Below are 14,299 nucleotides of genomic sequence, written 5' to 3'. Positions count from 1 at the left end.
GAGATCACGTCACCCGCCGCCTCGCCGCCCGCGCCGGTTCCGTTCCACAGCCGCACGGTCACCCCGGTGGTGTCGAAGACGTAGCTCACGGTATCCACGCCCGCGCCACCCTCGAGGATGTCGGCGCCCGCGCCGCCGTTGACGGTGTCGTCGCCCGTGCCGCCGAGGATCGTGTCATCTCCCAAGCCGCCCGTGACGGTTCCGACGATTTCGCCGTTTCGCCCGTCGAAGAGATCGTTGCTGCCGCCGAGATTGACGTCGCCGAAGATGAGCCCCCGGTTGAAGAGCTGGTCATCCCCTGTTGACAGCTCCACATGGCCGTCGATGCTGCCGGAATTGCGGATCACGTCGTCGCCCAGATTGGTGCGGACCTCGCCGGTGATGGCGCCTTCGTTCACGATCGTGTCGGCACCCTGGCCACCCGCATAGGCACCGATTCCGCCGATCGTGCCGTAGTTGTAGAGAAAGGAAGTCTCTCCCGCGTTGTGGGACACCTCGACCGCCTCGTTTCCGACGAAATCGTTCGAGGTTACGATGGCGCCGTAGTTGACGATGCGGTTGCCGTCGCCGGAAATCTCGAGGCCCTCGTCCCCGCCGGTGAGCCGGCCATGGTTGGTCAGGATGTTGAAGTTGCCGGTGACGTCGATGCCGTCGGAGGTGCCGGTTACGTCACCGTAGTTGGTGATCCTGTTGCCGTCGCCAAGGATGAACATGCCGTCGTTCGCCGCGAAGATGCTGCCCTCGTTCACCACGACGTTGCTGCCGCCCTCCGCCTCGATCCCGTCGGATTCGGCGAAGATGTAGCCGGTTCGCGTCACGTGGATCTGGTTGAACCCACCTGTGCCAGCCGAGCCCAGATCGATACCGTCCTGTTCGGCGATCAGGCTGCCCTGCACGACGATCCGCTTGCTCGTGGAGGTGTTGTTCCCGTCCACCGCATCACCTGTGGTGGTGACGATCGCATCGGGACCGATCAGGTAGACGTTGCCGCTGACATTGGCGGCGATGGGCGTCGAGGTATTGGTGAGCGTCGAGATGATAGCCATGGATGCTGCTCCCGCTTGAGACGGTCCCGAGCGCACCCCACGGCCGGCTCACCCGGCAGGGCGGCTCGGCGACCACCCGCGTTTATTCGCTCTTAGGTTGCCGGCTGGCAAGTGATATTCACGGATGCGATCGACGGCCCGGCGCTTCCGAAGGGCGCGACCCGCGTGACGGCGGCCTTCCCCTCAGAAGTCCTTGCCGCTCATTTCCCGGTTCAGCACGCCGGGCGCCAGCCGCGTGGCCAGTTCCGAAAAGGAGCTCCAGGTGCTGCCGAGCATGAGTCGGGCGCGGCCCAGAAGAAGCGCATCCGCCAGCGCATACTGAAGCTGATCGCTGGATCTGTCGTAAAGCTCGCGCGGCAACCACGCGATCCGGTCTCCGTAACGCTTCAGGAATTCGTCGTATGTTTCCGGAAGGTCTGCAGCGACGAAGACCGTGTCGGCCGTTCCTTCTTCGATAAGTGCGTCGATTCTCTTTGTGAAACGGGAGAAATGACTGCTCTCACGCCACTTGTGAATCAGCTCGTGATCGCTCGCCAGCCAGTTTTCGGGTCTGTCGTAGGAGTTCTGGTCGCGGCCGGGACCCGCCTCCATTCGGACATGCGCCGAGATGTCGTTCGGATGCCGTACGGACTCGACCAACGCGCGGACCGCCTCGACGGGACGCAAGGAGCGAATGAAGGCATTTTCCCGTTCCCAGCCGGAATGCGGGGACTTGAGCACGAAAGCGGAGCGGGCATAGATGTCGCCGTCCTTCGCGCCGTCCACCAGCGCATCCTTTGCCGCCCCCTCTTCCACCGTCATGTAATTGTAGACCGCCATCGCGCCCTTGCGCGCATCTTCCGGAAAGCAGCGCTCGATCACGGCGCCCGCATATTCGAACAGGTCATGGAAACGCGCCTGGCAATGGTGATCGGGCTCCCAGACGATGACGAGCTCGCGCTCGGTGGCCTGCGCGATTGCCGCTGCCGACCCGATCGCGCGAAGCCGGTTGCCCAGCCCGTGCTGCGCATCGATGAACAGGCGTCGCCTTCTGCCGGCGACGAGCTCCGGCGCGCTCCGCGGCGCCACCTCCAGCGCCTCACGCTTCAGCTGCAAGAGAAGGTTTCCACGCGGGAGTTCGTCGGGCTCTTGCAGGGTTTCGACGGATATCGTGCACAATTCGCCAAGCTGGGCGGTGCTCGGCAACGCCGCGAGATCCCGCAGGCTATCCGGCAGACACGAGGCCCCGATCTCGCCCGGCAGCTTGACGATGCAATGCAGGCGCGCCGCGGTGGCAGCGGTCCGCAAGCGACGGATCGCCGCGTCCAGATCGCCGCGGGCACGACGTCCGGGTCCCCTCAGCAGCCCCGGATCAGGCTCGATGACGAGATACGGCCAGTCCTCCGGCGCGAGTTCGTCCGGAGCGAGCCCCGCAAGCTCGAAATCGAGTGGAGCCACGAGGCGGTTTTCCCGTGCCATCAGCCGGTCGATCACCTGCTCGGGAATGTCCTTGACCCGCCCGCCGTGGGACTTCAGCAGCAACTCGCGTCTGGCCGACCGGGACGCGCGAAGCATGGTTTCCCGGGGGATCTCGAAAGCCGGCTCGCCAGAGAATTCGACAGTCGCACCGTCTGGCGAACGATTCTTCACAGACAGGATCGCCTGACATTGGTCTCGCGTCCACTCTGGCAAAAGCCTTGCGAGATGGCGATTGCGATGGATCATGAAATCGGTGCGGCTCTCGAAGACGTCGCGAAATGTCGCCGCGTCGTCGTGCTTCGCACCGGTACGCTCGGAATCCGAGTGCAACAGATGATGTATCGTGTCGGGCGCAACGTCTCGTCGTTCATAGCCCGCCTGAACGAGCCGCCCGTACAGATCGTCGTCGTCCCACCCGTAGGTGGTGATGTACTCGTTGAAGCCGCCTATGTGAGCCAAGGCACGACGCGACGCGTAGAAAAAGCCGTTCGTATGCTCCTGACCTCTGCCGACCTTGCGCCAGTTCCCGGCAACGAAAGCATCCAGACTCGCGAGTTCGTTCTTTTCGAAGAAATCCTCCGATAGAACGATATCCGCATCAGCCTTCAGGATTTTCTGATAACGGGAAAAACGGAAGCCCGCGTTGAAAGCATACGAGAGCACCCAGCGATCCGCGCCATCGACGCGAAGAATCCGAATCCTTTCGTCCTCGACCCTGGCATCGCTCAGGGCGCGTCTGACCGGCTCTTCGGACGACCAGTCGACGATGACGATTTCGCAGACCTCTTGATGCTTCAACCAGCTCGGCAACGCCTTGACGAGATTCCGGTTGCGATTCATCGAGCAGGTCACGACGCTCGTACCCGGCCGGCCGTCCTCGGAAATGCTGGGAAGGTACTGCGGGAAGTCCGCAATCTCGTTCAGGGGTTTTCCGTTCCGCGCACAGGCGATGTCGATCAGGCGGGCGAAGCGGCTGTAGCTGTCGATCGCCTTTCGATCCGAGGCTCCGGCGACTTGCCGGTGTGCAGCATGCAGCGCCGCGACAATATCCTTGCGGTTCGTGACGCGCCCATGGCAAATATCACCATACAGTCTTGAAAGGCTGCTTCGCATGGATTCTTGCGAGACTTCTTTCCAATTCATATCGTCGCCGACACAGAACTCTCGCTTTCGGCCGGGCGGCCACGCCGCTGCGAGCCGAGTGACGCTAGCAAGCCGCTTGTTCAGGGTCAATCGAAGGCGGTTCCGCGTCGCGCGGCGTGTGCGCCATCGGGGAACCGCCTTTCCCGCTGTGAGTTACGACTGACCGAGATACCTGCGATCTTCTCGCACAGATTGCAATCTCTGATTGCGCACGCACTGTATTGTGCGCGTCCGCGTGCTGCTTTGGGCGAAATGCGCCGGTCGTCGTCATCCTTCGCAGCAGCGCACGGAAAGCCGGCCGGGACCGGGGCTATTTCGCGCGCATTGCATCCGGTCCCTGGGACAGGAACCAAGCATAGGTGTCGCGGATACCTTCCTCGAGTCCGATCCGCGCCTGCCAGCCCATGTCGCGCAGAAGCGAGACGTCCAGGAGCTTGCGGGGCGTGCCGTCCGGCTTGGAGGGATCGGTCTCGATCCTGCCGTCGAAGCCGGTGACGCGCGCCACGAGGCGGGCGAGTTCCAGGATCGTGATGTCCTCGCCGGTCCCCACATTGATGTGGCTCAGCATCGGATGCGTGCTCGCCGCATAGACGTCCTTCGGAAGATCCAGGACGAAGAGCGCCGCTCCCGCCATGTCGTCGACGTGCAGGAACTCGCGTCGCGGCGTGCCGGTACCCCAGATCGTCACCGCCTCGGCGCCCGATCGCGCCGCTTCGTGGAACCTGCGGATCAGCGCCGGCAGGACGTGGCTCTTCTCGGGGTGGAAGTTGTCGCCGGGGCCATAGAGGTTCGTGGGCATGACCGAGCGATAGTCGACGCCATACTGACGGTTGTAGCTCTCGCAGAGCTTGATCCCGGCTATCTTCGCGATGGCGTAGGGCTCGTTCGTGGGCTCGAGCCGACCGGTGAGCAACGCATCCTCCGCCATGGGCTGCTCCGCCCTCTTCGGGTAGATGCATGACGAGCCCAGTTGCAACAACCGGCCGACGCCGGCAGCGAACGCCTGATGGATCACGTTGCACTCGATCATCAGGTTCTCGTAGATGAACTCGGCCGGATAGGTATCGTTGGCGAGGATGCCACCGACCTTTGCCGCGGCGAGGATCACGACATCCGGGCGCTCGGCCGCCATGAAGTCGCGGACCGCGGCCTGATCGGCGAGGTCCAGCTCCGAATGCGTGCAGGTGACGAGCGTGAGATCCTCTCCCGCATCGCGGCGCGCCTCCAGCCTGCGCAGGATCGCGCTCCCGACCATGCCCCGGTGTCCTGCGATGTAGATCCTGGTCATGCCCTCCAGCCAGTTCTGCCGTCACCTCGGTTCGCAGACGCCCGGGCCGCCGCCGCCGCCGCGCGGCGTCCCGGCAACGGAGGGAGTCGCCCGCGGTGGGTCGCTGATACCGTGATCGTGCATTTCGCTTGCACCTCTCGTGCGCCTCGGGGTTCAGCCTTCCGTGCTGATCGGCAATGCGTAGCCGTGTTCCTTGAGCAGCGCGTGCCGCCGCGCGGTCTTCAGATCCTCGGCGACCATCTCGGCGCACATCTGGCGCGCCGTGATCTCAGGCTCCCAGCGCAGCTTCTGCTTCGCCTTCGATGGATCGCCGAGCAGCGTGTCCACCTCGGCGGGGCGGAAGTAGCGCGGGTCGATACGCATGATCACGTCGCCTGGCCTGACGCCCGGCGCGTCGCCGCCGGTCACGGCCTCGACCACCGCGACTTCGTCCGTTCCTTCGCCCCGGAACGCCAGCGATATGCCGAGATCTTCCGCGGCCCAGCTAATGAATTCACGCACCGAATGCTGCTCGCCGGTGGCGATCACGAAATCCTCGGGCGCGTCCTGCTGCAGCATCAACCACTGCATGCGCACATAGTCCTTCGCGTGCCCCCAGTCGCGCCGGGCGTCGATGTTGCCCATGTAGATGCACGTCTCGAGACCCTGGGCGATATTGGCGAGACCGCGCGTGATCTTGCGCGTCACGAAAGTCTCCCCCCGCCGCGGGCTCTCGTGATTGAAGAGAATGCCGTTGCAGGCATACATGCCGTAGGCTTCGCGGTAGTTCACCGTGATCCAGTAGGCATAGAGCTTGGCCACGGCATAGGGCGAGCGCGGGTGAAAGGGCGTCGATTCGCGCTGCGGCGTCTCCTGGACCAGCCCGTAGAGCTCCGAGCTCGACGCCTGATAGAAGCGGGTCGTCTTCTCGAGTCCGAGAAAGCGGATCGCCTCGAGCAGGCGCAGCGTACCGATCGCATCCACGTCCGCGGTGTATTCAGGCGCCTCGAAGCTCACCGCGACATGGCTCTGTGCACCGAGATTGTAGACCTCGTCCGGCTTCACCTCGGCCAGGATCCGGGTCAGGTTGGATGTATCGGTGAGATCGCCGTAGTGCAGGCGGAAGCTTGCGTGACGGACATGCGGATCCTGATAGATGTGGTCTATGCGATCCGTGTTGAACAGCGAGGCCCGGCGCTTGATGCCATGCACCTCGTATCCCTTCTCCAGCAGGAATTCCGCCAGATAGGAGCCATCCTGCCCGGTCACGCCGGTGATGAGGGCCTTCTTCGTCATGGCTGCCAGCCAGCAATCCTCGTCTGCCGCCTTGCCGCGTCTGCATGCCGGCGTTTCGATAACCCGGCAAGCGGTAGCAAGCGGCGGGAGCCTTCACAAGCTTCCGGGCGCCGGTCTACCCTTGTTTTGGCCGGGCGCAGCGCGAACGGTGGTCCGCCATGCGCGGGCGAGGCGGCTGGCGAGGGGTGGGCCGATGCACGAGGAAAATCCGCTTCGGCAACTGATCGCCGCGCTGGAGTCCCCGTCGGCCGCGGGGCCCGATCTGCCGGCGCGCCTCACGACAGCCCTGGACCGGCTCGGCGCGCTCGAAGCCCGGGACACCCGCGTGCATGTCGACGACCTCGAGCGATTGCTCGGAATGGTTCTGCGGCTGCACGGCGAGGAACGGGTGGCGCTGCTGGCCGACCTGCAGAAGGCGCAGTTCGAGCTGCTCTCGGTTCGGGACCACGCAGCGGACCACAGGCTGAGCGGCTACGCCCATAGTATCGGGATGCGGTTCGCCCGGGCGCTGCAGGCACTTCCGCGCGGCAGGCGCGACAGGTTCTTCGATGCGCCCGGCTATCTCCGGCGCAACCCAGATGTCGCTCAGGCAGGCATGGACGCCCTCGACCACTATCTCTCCAGCGGCGCGGCCGAGGGGCGGTGGCCCTTCGACCTCGATGCGGACGGAGACGATCTGTTCTCGCTCGGGGACGCGGCACCCCGCTTCGCCGCCGACATGCCCGACCCCCTGCGCGAACAGGCCATGTCGATCCTGCGGCGCGAGCGTCCTTCGGTCAGCGTAATCGTTCCGCTCTGGAACCGCGCCCGGCTGGTGCCGACGGCCGTTTCTTCCGCCCTGCTGCAATCCTATGCGCCGCAGGAGGTGATCGTGATCGACGACGGCAGCGAGGACGGCGGGCCGGCGCATCTGCGCGCCCGGTTCCCGGAGGCGGTGGCGGAGGGGCGGCTGCGCATTCTCGAGCGGAAGCACGCCGGCGTCTCGGCGGCGCGGAACGCGGGGCTCGCGGCGGCATCGGGCGCGATCGTCGCCTACCTGGACAGCGACAACCGCTGGGAGCCGGATCATCTTCTCTATGCCTGCGCAGCGCTGCTCGGCACGAAGGGTGCGACGTCGGCCTATACCGCCATCGCGCGGCACAACCTGACCGACGGCTGGAGCGATATCCTCTTCCGGCGCTACGACCGCGCGGCACTGGAACAAGAGAACTTCATCGACCTCAACGCCTTCGTGCACCAGCGCAAGCTGGTCGATCGCCTCGGCGGCTTCGACGAAAGGCTCACGCGGCTGGTGGACTGGGATCTGGTCCTTCGTCTGACCACCGGCGCCTCGACCGCGCAGATGCCTGTCGTCACCGGCCACCACTTCGTCGAGCGCACGGTTCTGAGCAATCTGACCTTCACCGAGGACGCCGAGGCGAACCTCGCCCGGATTCTCGCGAACCGACAGGGCGCCGGCTGAGACACGCCGCCTTTCAGACCCGACCCGAGGCCGCCGCCACCCAGAGCGCGAGCGAACTCAGCCTGCTTTGCCGATAGAGACCCAGCCGGGCCAGACGCGAGACACGCGCGCCGGCCCAGCAGCCCCGCAGCGCCGCGAATTCATCGAGTATCTGGCGGTTTTCCGGGGTGAGGCGGTGCGCGGAGCGGCGCAACGCATCGATATTCGCATCGTGCCAGCTACGGAAGGTTCCGTCGAGGATCATGCCCGCCCGGCGCAGCCTTGCGCGCATCCCGTCGTTCGCACCGATCTGATTGCCCGCATGCTGGCGGTAGAGGATCGTCGGCGTGTCGTCATGCACGACCAATCCGCCCGCGCCGGTAATCAGAAGGTAGACCCACCAGTCGTGGACGACCAGCTCTTCCGGCTCCTTCGACGCCGCGATCAGCAGGCGCACCGCGGCCGGATTGAGCAGGATCGTGTTGCCCGAGGCGATGTTCTGCACCAGCGCGTTGCGGAAGGACGGCGGGCGCGGGCGCGGTGCCGACAGCCGCCGCCCCCGAAGCCGCACATCGGTGATCCAGGTTCGGCTGCAGTAGAGCGTGGGCGGCCCGTCCGCCGGCAGCTGCGCGAGCCCGCGCGACAATCGCTCGGGCAGCCAGACATCGTCCTGATCCGAAAAGGCGACCCATGTTCCCGGCGGCGCGTGCCCGGGCAGCGCCTGTACCAGTCTCAGGAAATTTGCCCATGCACCGCGCCGTGGCCCGTCGAGGATCCGCACATCGTGTCCTGCTGCGGCGAAGCGCTCGAGAATGGCGCGACTGTCGTCCGTCGACCCGTCGTCGCCCGCGAGAAGGCTCCAGTTGCGGTGCTCCTGACGCGCGAAGCTATCAAGCTGTTCGGGAAGAAGCGCCGCCCCGTTGCGGACCGCCATCAGGATCGTCACATGCGGCGACGCGGGCGCCACGGCGCCTGCTGCGGCGGTGGACCCGCGCGCGTTCATCCACCCCGGCCCGACGGTGCCGCCGCGGCAGCGATCCGGGCCAGATAGGCGCCGTAGTCGGTCTTGCCGAAGAGCCGCGCCCGCTCTGCCAGCGTCGCAGCATCCATCCAGCCGAGGTGGAAGGCGACCTCTTCGGGGCTGCCGACCTGCTGACCCTGCCGCTGCTCAAGGGTCCGGACGAAGTTTCCGGCGTCGAGCAGCGACGCATGGGTGCCGGTGTCGAGCCAGGCGTAGCCGCGCCCCATGCGTTCCACGACCAGCTCCCCTTCGGCGAGATACATCTCCAGCAGGCTCGTGATCTCGAGCTCCCCGCGATCGGAGGGCCGCACGTGGCGGGCCCGCTCCGGCGCCGTTCCGTCAAGGAAATAGAGCCCCGTCACCGCGAAGTCGGACGGGGGCTGCGACGGTTTCTCGACGATCGAGATGGCCCGACCCTCGTCGTCGAACTGCACGACGCCGTAGCGCTGCGGATCGGCCACCTGATAGCCGAAGACCGTTCCACCCGCCTCGCGGCTGTTCGCCGAGGCGAGAAGATCCTGAAGGCCGTGCCCGTAGAAGATGTTGTCGCCCAGCACCATCGCCGAGGGCGCCCCGTCGAGGAACGACTCGGCCAGCAGATAGGCCTGCGCCAGGCCATCGGGCGACGGCTGCGCGATATAGGTGAGCGACAGGCCCCACTGGCTGCCGTCGCCCAGGGTGCTGCGGAACTGGTCCTGATCTCCCGGCGTGGTGATGATGGCGATCTCGCGAATGCCCGCCAGCATCAGGACCGTCAGCGGGTAGTAGATCATGGGTTTGTCGTAGACCGGCAGCAGCTGTTTGGAGACCCCCATCGTGATCGGATAGAGCCGTGTTCCCGAGCCACCCGCCAGAACGATTCCCTTCCGCTTCGTCATCTGTCCGCGTTCTCCCAAGGCTTGCCCGATGCGCCCTCGCGCGCGCCCAGCTCTGCCAGTACCTCGGCCAGGCCGGCGCGCCAGTCCGGCGGCGCGAGATCGAAGCGCGCAAGCGAGGACATGTCGAGACGCGAGTTGAGCGGGCGCGGCGCCGGCGTGGGCCACTCGCGCGTCGGGATGCCCTCGACCGAGACGCGCCGGCCGGCCTGCGCGAAGATCTCGCGGGCGAAGCCGGCCCAGCTCGTCTCCGGGACGCCCGCGAAATGCAGCGTGCCGCCCTCGGCCCCCGCGCGCAAAGCTCCGGCGAGCGTGATGAGCGCCTCGGCGATGGCGGCGGCCGGGGTCGGCCCGCCGATCTGGTCCTCCACCACGCGCAGCGCATCGCGGCTCTCGGACAGCCGCAGCATGGTCTTCACGAAGTTGCCGCCATGCGCCGAGAACACCCAGGAGGTGCGCAGGATGACATGCGCGCCGTCAGCTTCGCGCACCCCCTCCTCGCCCAGCAGCTTGCTGCGGCCGTAAGCGGAAAGCGGAGCGACGGGATCGTCGGTCCGCCAGGGCCGCGTTCCGGACCCGTCGAAGACGTAGTCGGTGGAGACGTGCAGGAACGGCAGGCCGCGGGCCTTTGCCGCAAGCGCCATCGCGGCGGGAGCGGCGCCGTTGACCGCGCTCGCCAGCGCCTCGTTCGCCTCGGCGTCGTCGACGGCGGTGTAGGCCGCGGCGTTGATGACAACATCAGCATCGCTCGTGGCGACGCGAGCCGCGCAGGCGGCCGGATCGGTCAGATCGGCCGCATCGCGCCCGAGAAAGACCGCCTCTGGCACCCGCCGCGCGAGTTCCGTCGCCACCTGGCCCGTTCGTCCGAAGACAAGCAGCTTCATGCGACGGTCCCCAGCCGCCGCCCAACGCCGTCACGCTGCTGCAGCGCCTGCCACCATTCCGGATTGGCGAGATACCAGTCCACGGTGCGCGCGAGCCCTTCCTCCAGCGTGACCTCCGGACGCCACCCCAGTTCATCCCGGATCCTGCTTGGATCGATGGCATAGCGATGGTCGTGCCCGGGGCGGTCGGCGACATGGGCGATGAGCCGCTCGTGCGGCGCGCTCTCTGGCCGGCGCGCGTCCAGCAGGCGGCAGATCATTCGCACGAGGTCGATGTTGCGCGCCTCGGCTTCACCGCCGATGTTGTAGCTGCGGCCCACCGCGCCCCGACGCAGAACCGTCAGCAGCGCGCGGGCGTGATCCTCGACGAAGAGCCAGTCGCGCACGTTTTCGCCCGAGCCGTAGACCGGAATTTCGCGCCCCGCGATCGCGTTCAGGATCACCACCGGGATCAACTTTTCGGGGAAGTGGTAGGGTCCGTAGTTGTTGGAGCAGTTGCTCAGCACGACCGGCAGACCGTAGGTCTCGTGCCAGGCGCGCACCAAATGGTCCGAGGACGCCTTCGAGGCGGCATAGGGGCTGTTCGGCGCATAGGGACTCGTCTCGGTGAAGCGCCCCTCGGCGCCGAGCGAGCCGAAGACCTCGTCGGTCGAGACATGGTGGAAGCGAAACGCCTCGGGACGGCCGTTGCCCTGCCAATAGGCGCGCGCCGCCTCGAGCAAAACGTAGGTGCCGGTGACGTTGGTGTCGATGAAGGTGCCGGGCCCGTCGATCGACCGATCGACATGGCTCTCGGCGGCGAGATGCAGAACGGCCTCGGGCGCATGCTCCGCGAAGATTCGGTCGAGCGCCGCCCGATCGCGGATGTCAGCGTGTTCGAAGGCATAGAGCGGGCTGTCCGCCACCTCGGCCAGGTTGTCGAGGCAGGCCGCATAGGTCAGGGCATCGAGGTTGACCACCGCGTGGCCCTGGCGCACCGCTTCACGGACCACCGCCGACCCGATGAAGCCGGCACCGCCCGTAACCAGAAGCTTCATGACGCGCCCTCCCAGATGAACGGGCTGTCGAATTCGGCCAGTCGCGGCGCCGCGGCGTCCTTGTCGCTGAGGATCGGCGCATCGACCTGCGGCCAGTCGATCCCGATGTCGGGATCGTTCCACAGTACCGCGCCGTCGCACTCCGGTGCGTAGTAATCCGAGCACTTGTAGACGATCTCGGTATCGGGCTCGAGGGTCATGAACCCGTGCAGAAAGCCCTTCGGCACCAGAAGCTGACGGCCGTTCTCGAAGCTGAGCTCGGTGCCCCACCAGCGCCCGTAGGTGGGCGAGCCGCGGCGCACGTCCACCGCGACGTCGAAGAGCCTGCCGCGGCCGCAACGCACCAGCTTGTCCTGCGCGTGCGGCGGCGCCTGATAGTGCAGCCCGCGCACCGTTCCCGCCTGCGCGGAGAGCGAGTGATTGTCCTGCACGAAGTCGATCTCGAACCCGTGCTCCGCCATGCGCGCGCGGTTCCAGCTTTCGGAGAAGAACCCGCGGGAATCGCCATGCCGCACCGGCGTCAGCACGACGAGGCCGGGCAGGGGTGTCCGATCGATCTGCATCCCGGGGATCTCCAGCCGGTCCTGCTCCATTGCGCGTTTCGTGGTCGGGTAGCGTATTCCGTGCGCGTTGGCCAGACGCCGGTTCAGACCGCCGCCGGTGCCATGCCCGGCGACAGAACAAGCTGTCCGGCCACATGCACCTGTGGCAGGTATCGGTGCGGCTCGAAACGATGCCCGCGCGCGATCACATGGAACTCTTCGGCGCGCACGCGCTCGCCATAGCAGAGCACCCGAAGCCGCGTGCCGTCGATCATCGCGCGCAACTCCGGCGCGATGGAGAGATCGAGTCCTGCCGGCAGCCCCACGGAATAAAGGGGCACGAGCCCTACCCGCCGCCCCGCCGCGATCTCTTCGCGAAGCGCGGCGACGAGCGCATCGAGATCGACGCCCGGCAGCATCAACAGGCCGGCATAGACACTGTTCAGCGCGATTTCCCGCGCGCCTGACGCCCCCGGCCGCAGAAGGTCGGGCACCGGCACCGGGCCCGAGTCGCCCCGCGCATAGCGCAGGCTCGGCGCATGCGCGTGGCAGTGCCGTTGCGCCTCGTAATATTCGCGGCGCGCCCCGTAGTAGAACCAGCTCATCCCGGTCGCGGGATCGGCGGTCGCACTGGCGCCGTGGTCGCGCTGAAGGCAGAGCGGACCCGCCTCCAGAACCGGCACCGCGCGCGTGCCGAAGAGCTGGCGCAGCCGACGCACCGCTTCGCTGTCGGCCGATGCGCGCAGCTCCTGCCAGGCTCCAAGGTGGTCGCGGAAGAGCTCCGCAGGCACCATCAGCGCGGCGAGATTCTCGTGCACAAGGCGCCCATCTCCGGTCCAGCGCGCGGCGCGCAGTTCTGGGTCGAGCCGGGCTTGCGTGCTGAGACAGCCGGCGAACCCCTTCTCGCGGAGGAGAAACCGTGCCTGCCGGGCTATGCGATCGGGGTGCATCCAGTCGTCGGCATCGTGCAGTGTCACAAAGGCGCCGCGCGCCTCCGCGAGCCCCGCGTTGCGCGCGGCGTAGGCCCCTCGATTCCGCTCGAGGCGGATCAGCCGGATACGCGGGTCGGCCGCCGCCAGCTCGGCCACGCGGCGCGGCGTTTCGTCGGCACTCGCGTCGTCGATCACCAGTATTTCGAGCGCGCGCCAGCCCTGCGCGCAGACCGAGCGGAGAGCGGGCACGATCGTCCGCTCCGCGTCATGCGCGGCGACAAGGACACTGACCAGCGGGCCGTCCTCCACGACCTCGCCCGGCGTCGCCTGAAGCCGGTCGAAGGGCGTGTCCCCCTGTCCGTCCAGCGTGCACCCGGAAAGCCCGTGTCGGGCCAACGCGGCATTGAGCTCGCCCACTCGCTGCTTCGGCGTATCGTGCAGCCAGCTTCTCGCGAGATCGAGATCGGCAGAACCCTCCGGCCCGTCGACGAGCCGCGCCGCCTCTTCCGTCCGCCCGCACGCGGCCGCGGCGATCAGCGCGAGCGGGCGGAGCCGATCGGGCAGCCCATGCGCGCGCTCCAGCCGCGCAAACCAGTCGTGCGCCTCGGCCGGCGCGCGGCGCGCACCCCCGCCCAGGTGCCAGACAGCGAGCACCTCGCAGGCGAGCGCGGCGATCTCCGGCGTTTTCGCCTCCGCCATCTCTTCCAGTTCGGCCAGCGGCCCATGATCCAGCCCGCCGGTCTCGAGCAGGCCGCGCAACTGCGTCAGCCGGGCCAGGGCATCGACCCGGACAGGTGGAACGGCCCGCGGCGTCGGCGAACGCCCCTCGGCCCGCCCGCTCCGCATGTAATGGATCAGCGGATCGCGGCCGGAGGCGGCGACGTCGGGATTGAGGGCAAGATAGTGACGGGTGGAAAAGCCCGGCCCCGGATCACGCAGAAGCGGGCGGCCAATGCGCAGGTAGTGGCGCATCGGATCGAGACCGCTGCGCGCGACGTCCGGATAGCGGCGGGCATACCACTCGGGGTCGAAGAGTCCCGCCGCGCGGGCCGCGGACAGTTCATTCGGCGTCATCGGAACGCGCGACGCAGCGTCGCCAAAGGTCCCCGGCGGCGGCCTGTCTTCGGGTCCGGCGCATCGGGTGTCGCCTGCTCGAGCAGCCGCGTGAGTCGCACGATCTCGTCCTCGGCCTCCGCGAGCCGGGCGCGGAGCGCCTCGGCCTGCGCCACCAGCAGACGGTTGCGCGCCTGCAGCTCCTCCACGAGCGCGTCCTGCCCGAGGTCCGGTCGTTGTGACGGTGCATCCTGCATGCGCATCCCGACGCTGGCCTCTGTGGCACAAGGCTAGGCGAGCCCCG

12 protein-coding genes are annotated in these 14,299 nt (G+C 67.1%); 1 reads left to right on the top strand and 11 read right to left on the bottom strand.

Annotation, left to right across the window (positions count from 1 at the left end; translation table 11 throughout):
- The 4 genes from DRV85_RS12325 to gmd all read right to left on the bottom strand — a co-directional run.
- Window positions 1-1,046 (bottom strand): calcium-binding protein (locus DRV85_RS12325; protein ID WP_420820917.1); only part of this gene is annotated, 1,046 nt, incomplete at its 3' end.
- 183 nt (window positions 1,047-1,229) lie between these two features.
- Window positions 1,230-3,737, bottom strand: coding sequence for a glycosyltransferase (locus tag DRV85_RS12320; RefSeq protein WP_147238841.1), 2,508 nt, complete (start codon window positions 3,735-3,737; stop codon window positions 1,230-1,232).
- 220 nt (window positions 3,738-3,957) lie between these two features.
- A complete protein-coding gene (fcl, locus tag DRV85_RS12315) occupies window positions 3,958-4,935 on the bottom strand; it encodes a GDP-L-fucose synthase (RefSeq protein ID WP_113289765.1) in 978 nt (325 codons plus the stop codon).
- A 153-nt stretch (window positions 4,936-5,088) separates the two neighbouring features.
- On the bottom strand, window positions 5,089-6,210 hold the full coding sequence (gene gmd / locus DRV85_RS12310) for a GDP-mannose 4,6-dehydratase (protein ID WP_113289764.1): 1,122 nt from the start codon (window positions 6,208-6,210) through the stop codon (window positions 5,089-5,091).
- Window positions 6,211-6,403: 193 nt separating this feature from the next.
- On the opposite strand from gmd, the gene DRV85_RS12305 reads away from it, so the two are divergent.
- Window positions 6,404-7,672 (top strand): glycosyltransferase family 2 protein, encoded by a 1,269-nt coding sequence (locus tag DRV85_RS12305; RefSeq protein ID WP_113289763.1) that lies wholly within the window; start codon window positions 6,404-6,406, stop codon window positions 7,670-7,672.
- A gap of 13 nt (window positions 7,673-7,685) precedes the next feature.
- On the opposite strand, the gene DRV85_RS12300 is transcribed toward DRV85_RS12305, so the two are convergent.
- The 7 genes from DRV85_RS12300 to DRV85_RS12270 all read right to left on the bottom strand — a co-directional run bounded on the left by DRV85_RS12300 (window position 7,686) and on the right by DRV85_RS12270 (window position 14,252).
- Entirely contained in the window at window positions 7,686-8,618 is a 933-nt protein-coding gene (locus tag DRV85_RS12300; protein ID WP_233495497.1) for a glycosyltransferase family 2 protein, read from the bottom strand.
- A gap of 32 nt (window positions 8,619-8,650) precedes the next feature.
- The gene (gene rfbA, locus DRV85_RS12295) at window positions 8,651-9,550 is read right to left on the bottom strand and encodes a glucose-1-phosphate thymidylyltransferase RfbA (protein ID WP_113289761.1); all 900 of its coding nucleotides are present in this window, start codon (window positions 9,548-9,550) and stop codon (window positions 8,651-8,653) included.
- Window positions 9,547-10,431, bottom strand: a complete 885-nt coding sequence (gene rfbD / locus DRV85_RS12290; RefSeq protein ID WP_113289760.1) for a dTDP-4-dehydrorhamnose reductase — start codon at window positions 10,429-10,431, stop codon at window positions 9,547-9,549. The genes rfbA and rfbD overlap by 4 nt, the downstream gene beginning before the upstream one ends.
- Entirely contained in the window at window positions 10,428-11,468 is a 1,041-nt protein-coding gene (rfbB, locus tag DRV85_RS12285) for a dTDP-glucose 4,6-dehydratase (protein WP_113289759.1), read from the bottom strand. The genes rfbD and rfbB overlap by 4 nt, the downstream gene beginning before the upstream one ends.
- The gene (rfbC, locus tag DRV85_RS12280; RefSeq protein ID WP_113289781.1) at window positions 11,465-12,031 is read right to left on the bottom strand and encodes a dTDP-4-dehydrorhamnose 3,5-epimerase; all 567 of its coding nucleotides are present in this window, start codon (window positions 12,029-12,031) and stop codon (window positions 11,465-11,467) included. The genes rfbB and rfbC overlap by 4 nt, the downstream gene beginning before the upstream one ends.
- An 83-nt stretch (window positions 12,032-12,114) precedes the next feature.
- A complete protein-coding gene (locus DRV85_RS12275) occupies window positions 12,115-14,016 on the bottom strand; it encodes a glycosyltransferase family A protein (protein WP_113289758.1) in 1,902 nt (633 codons plus the stop codon).
- Window positions 14,013-14,252: a hypothetical protein gene (locus DRV85_RS12270; RefSeq protein WP_147238840.1), complete on the bottom strand. Its 240-nt coding sequence runs from the start codon at window positions 14,250-14,252 to the stop codon at window positions 14,013-14,015. The genes DRV85_RS12275 and DRV85_RS12270 overlap by 4 nt, the downstream gene beginning before the upstream one ends.
- Window positions 14,253-14,299 lie beyond the last annotated feature (47 nt).

It is taken from the genome of Rhodosalinus halophilus, assembly GCF_003298775.1.
GTDB classification, from domain to species: Bacteria; Pseudomonadota; Alphaproteobacteria; order Rhodobacterales; family Rhodobacteraceae; genus Rhodosalinus; species Rhodosalinus halophilus.
This window is presented reverse-complemented; position numbering and strand designations above follow the sequence as displayed.

Bases quoted from the DNA above. Each gene is read 5' to 3' on its own strand.
- fcl (WP_113289765.1), bottom strand. From the start codon at position 4,935: ATGACCAGGATCTACATCGCAGGACACCGGGGCATGGTCGGGAGCGCG.
- gmd (WP_113289764.1), bottom strand. From the start codon at position 6,210: ATGACGAAGAAGGCCCTCATCACCGGCGTGACCGGGCAGGATGGCTCC.
- DRV85_RS12305 (WP_113289763.1), top strand. From the start codon at position 6,404: ATGCACGAGGAAAATCCGCTTCGGCAACTGATCGCCGCGCTGGAGTCC.
- rfbA (WP_113289761.1), bottom strand. From the start codon at position 9,550: ATGACGAAGCGGAAGGGAATCGTTCTGGCGGGTGGCTCGGGAACACGG.
- rfbD (WP_113289760.1), bottom strand. From the start codon at position 10,431: ATGAAGCTGCTTGTCTTCGGACGAACGGGCCAGGTGGCGACGGAACTC.
- rfbB (WP_113289759.1), bottom strand. From the start codon at position 11,468: ATGAAGCTTCTGGTTACGGGCGGTGCCGGCTTCATCGGGTCGGCGGTG.
- rfbC (WP_113289781.1), bottom strand. From the start codon at position 12,031: ATGCAGATCGATCGGACACCCCTGCCCGGCCTCGTCGTGCTGACGCCG.
- DRV85_RS12275 (WP_113289758.1), bottom strand. From the start codon at position 14,016: ATGACGCCGAATGAACTGTCCGCGGCCCGCGCGGCGGGACTCTTCGAC.
- DRV85_RS12270 (WP_147238840.1), bottom strand. From the start codon at position 14,252: ATGCAGGATGCACCGTCACAACGACCGGACCTCGGGCAGGACGCGCTC.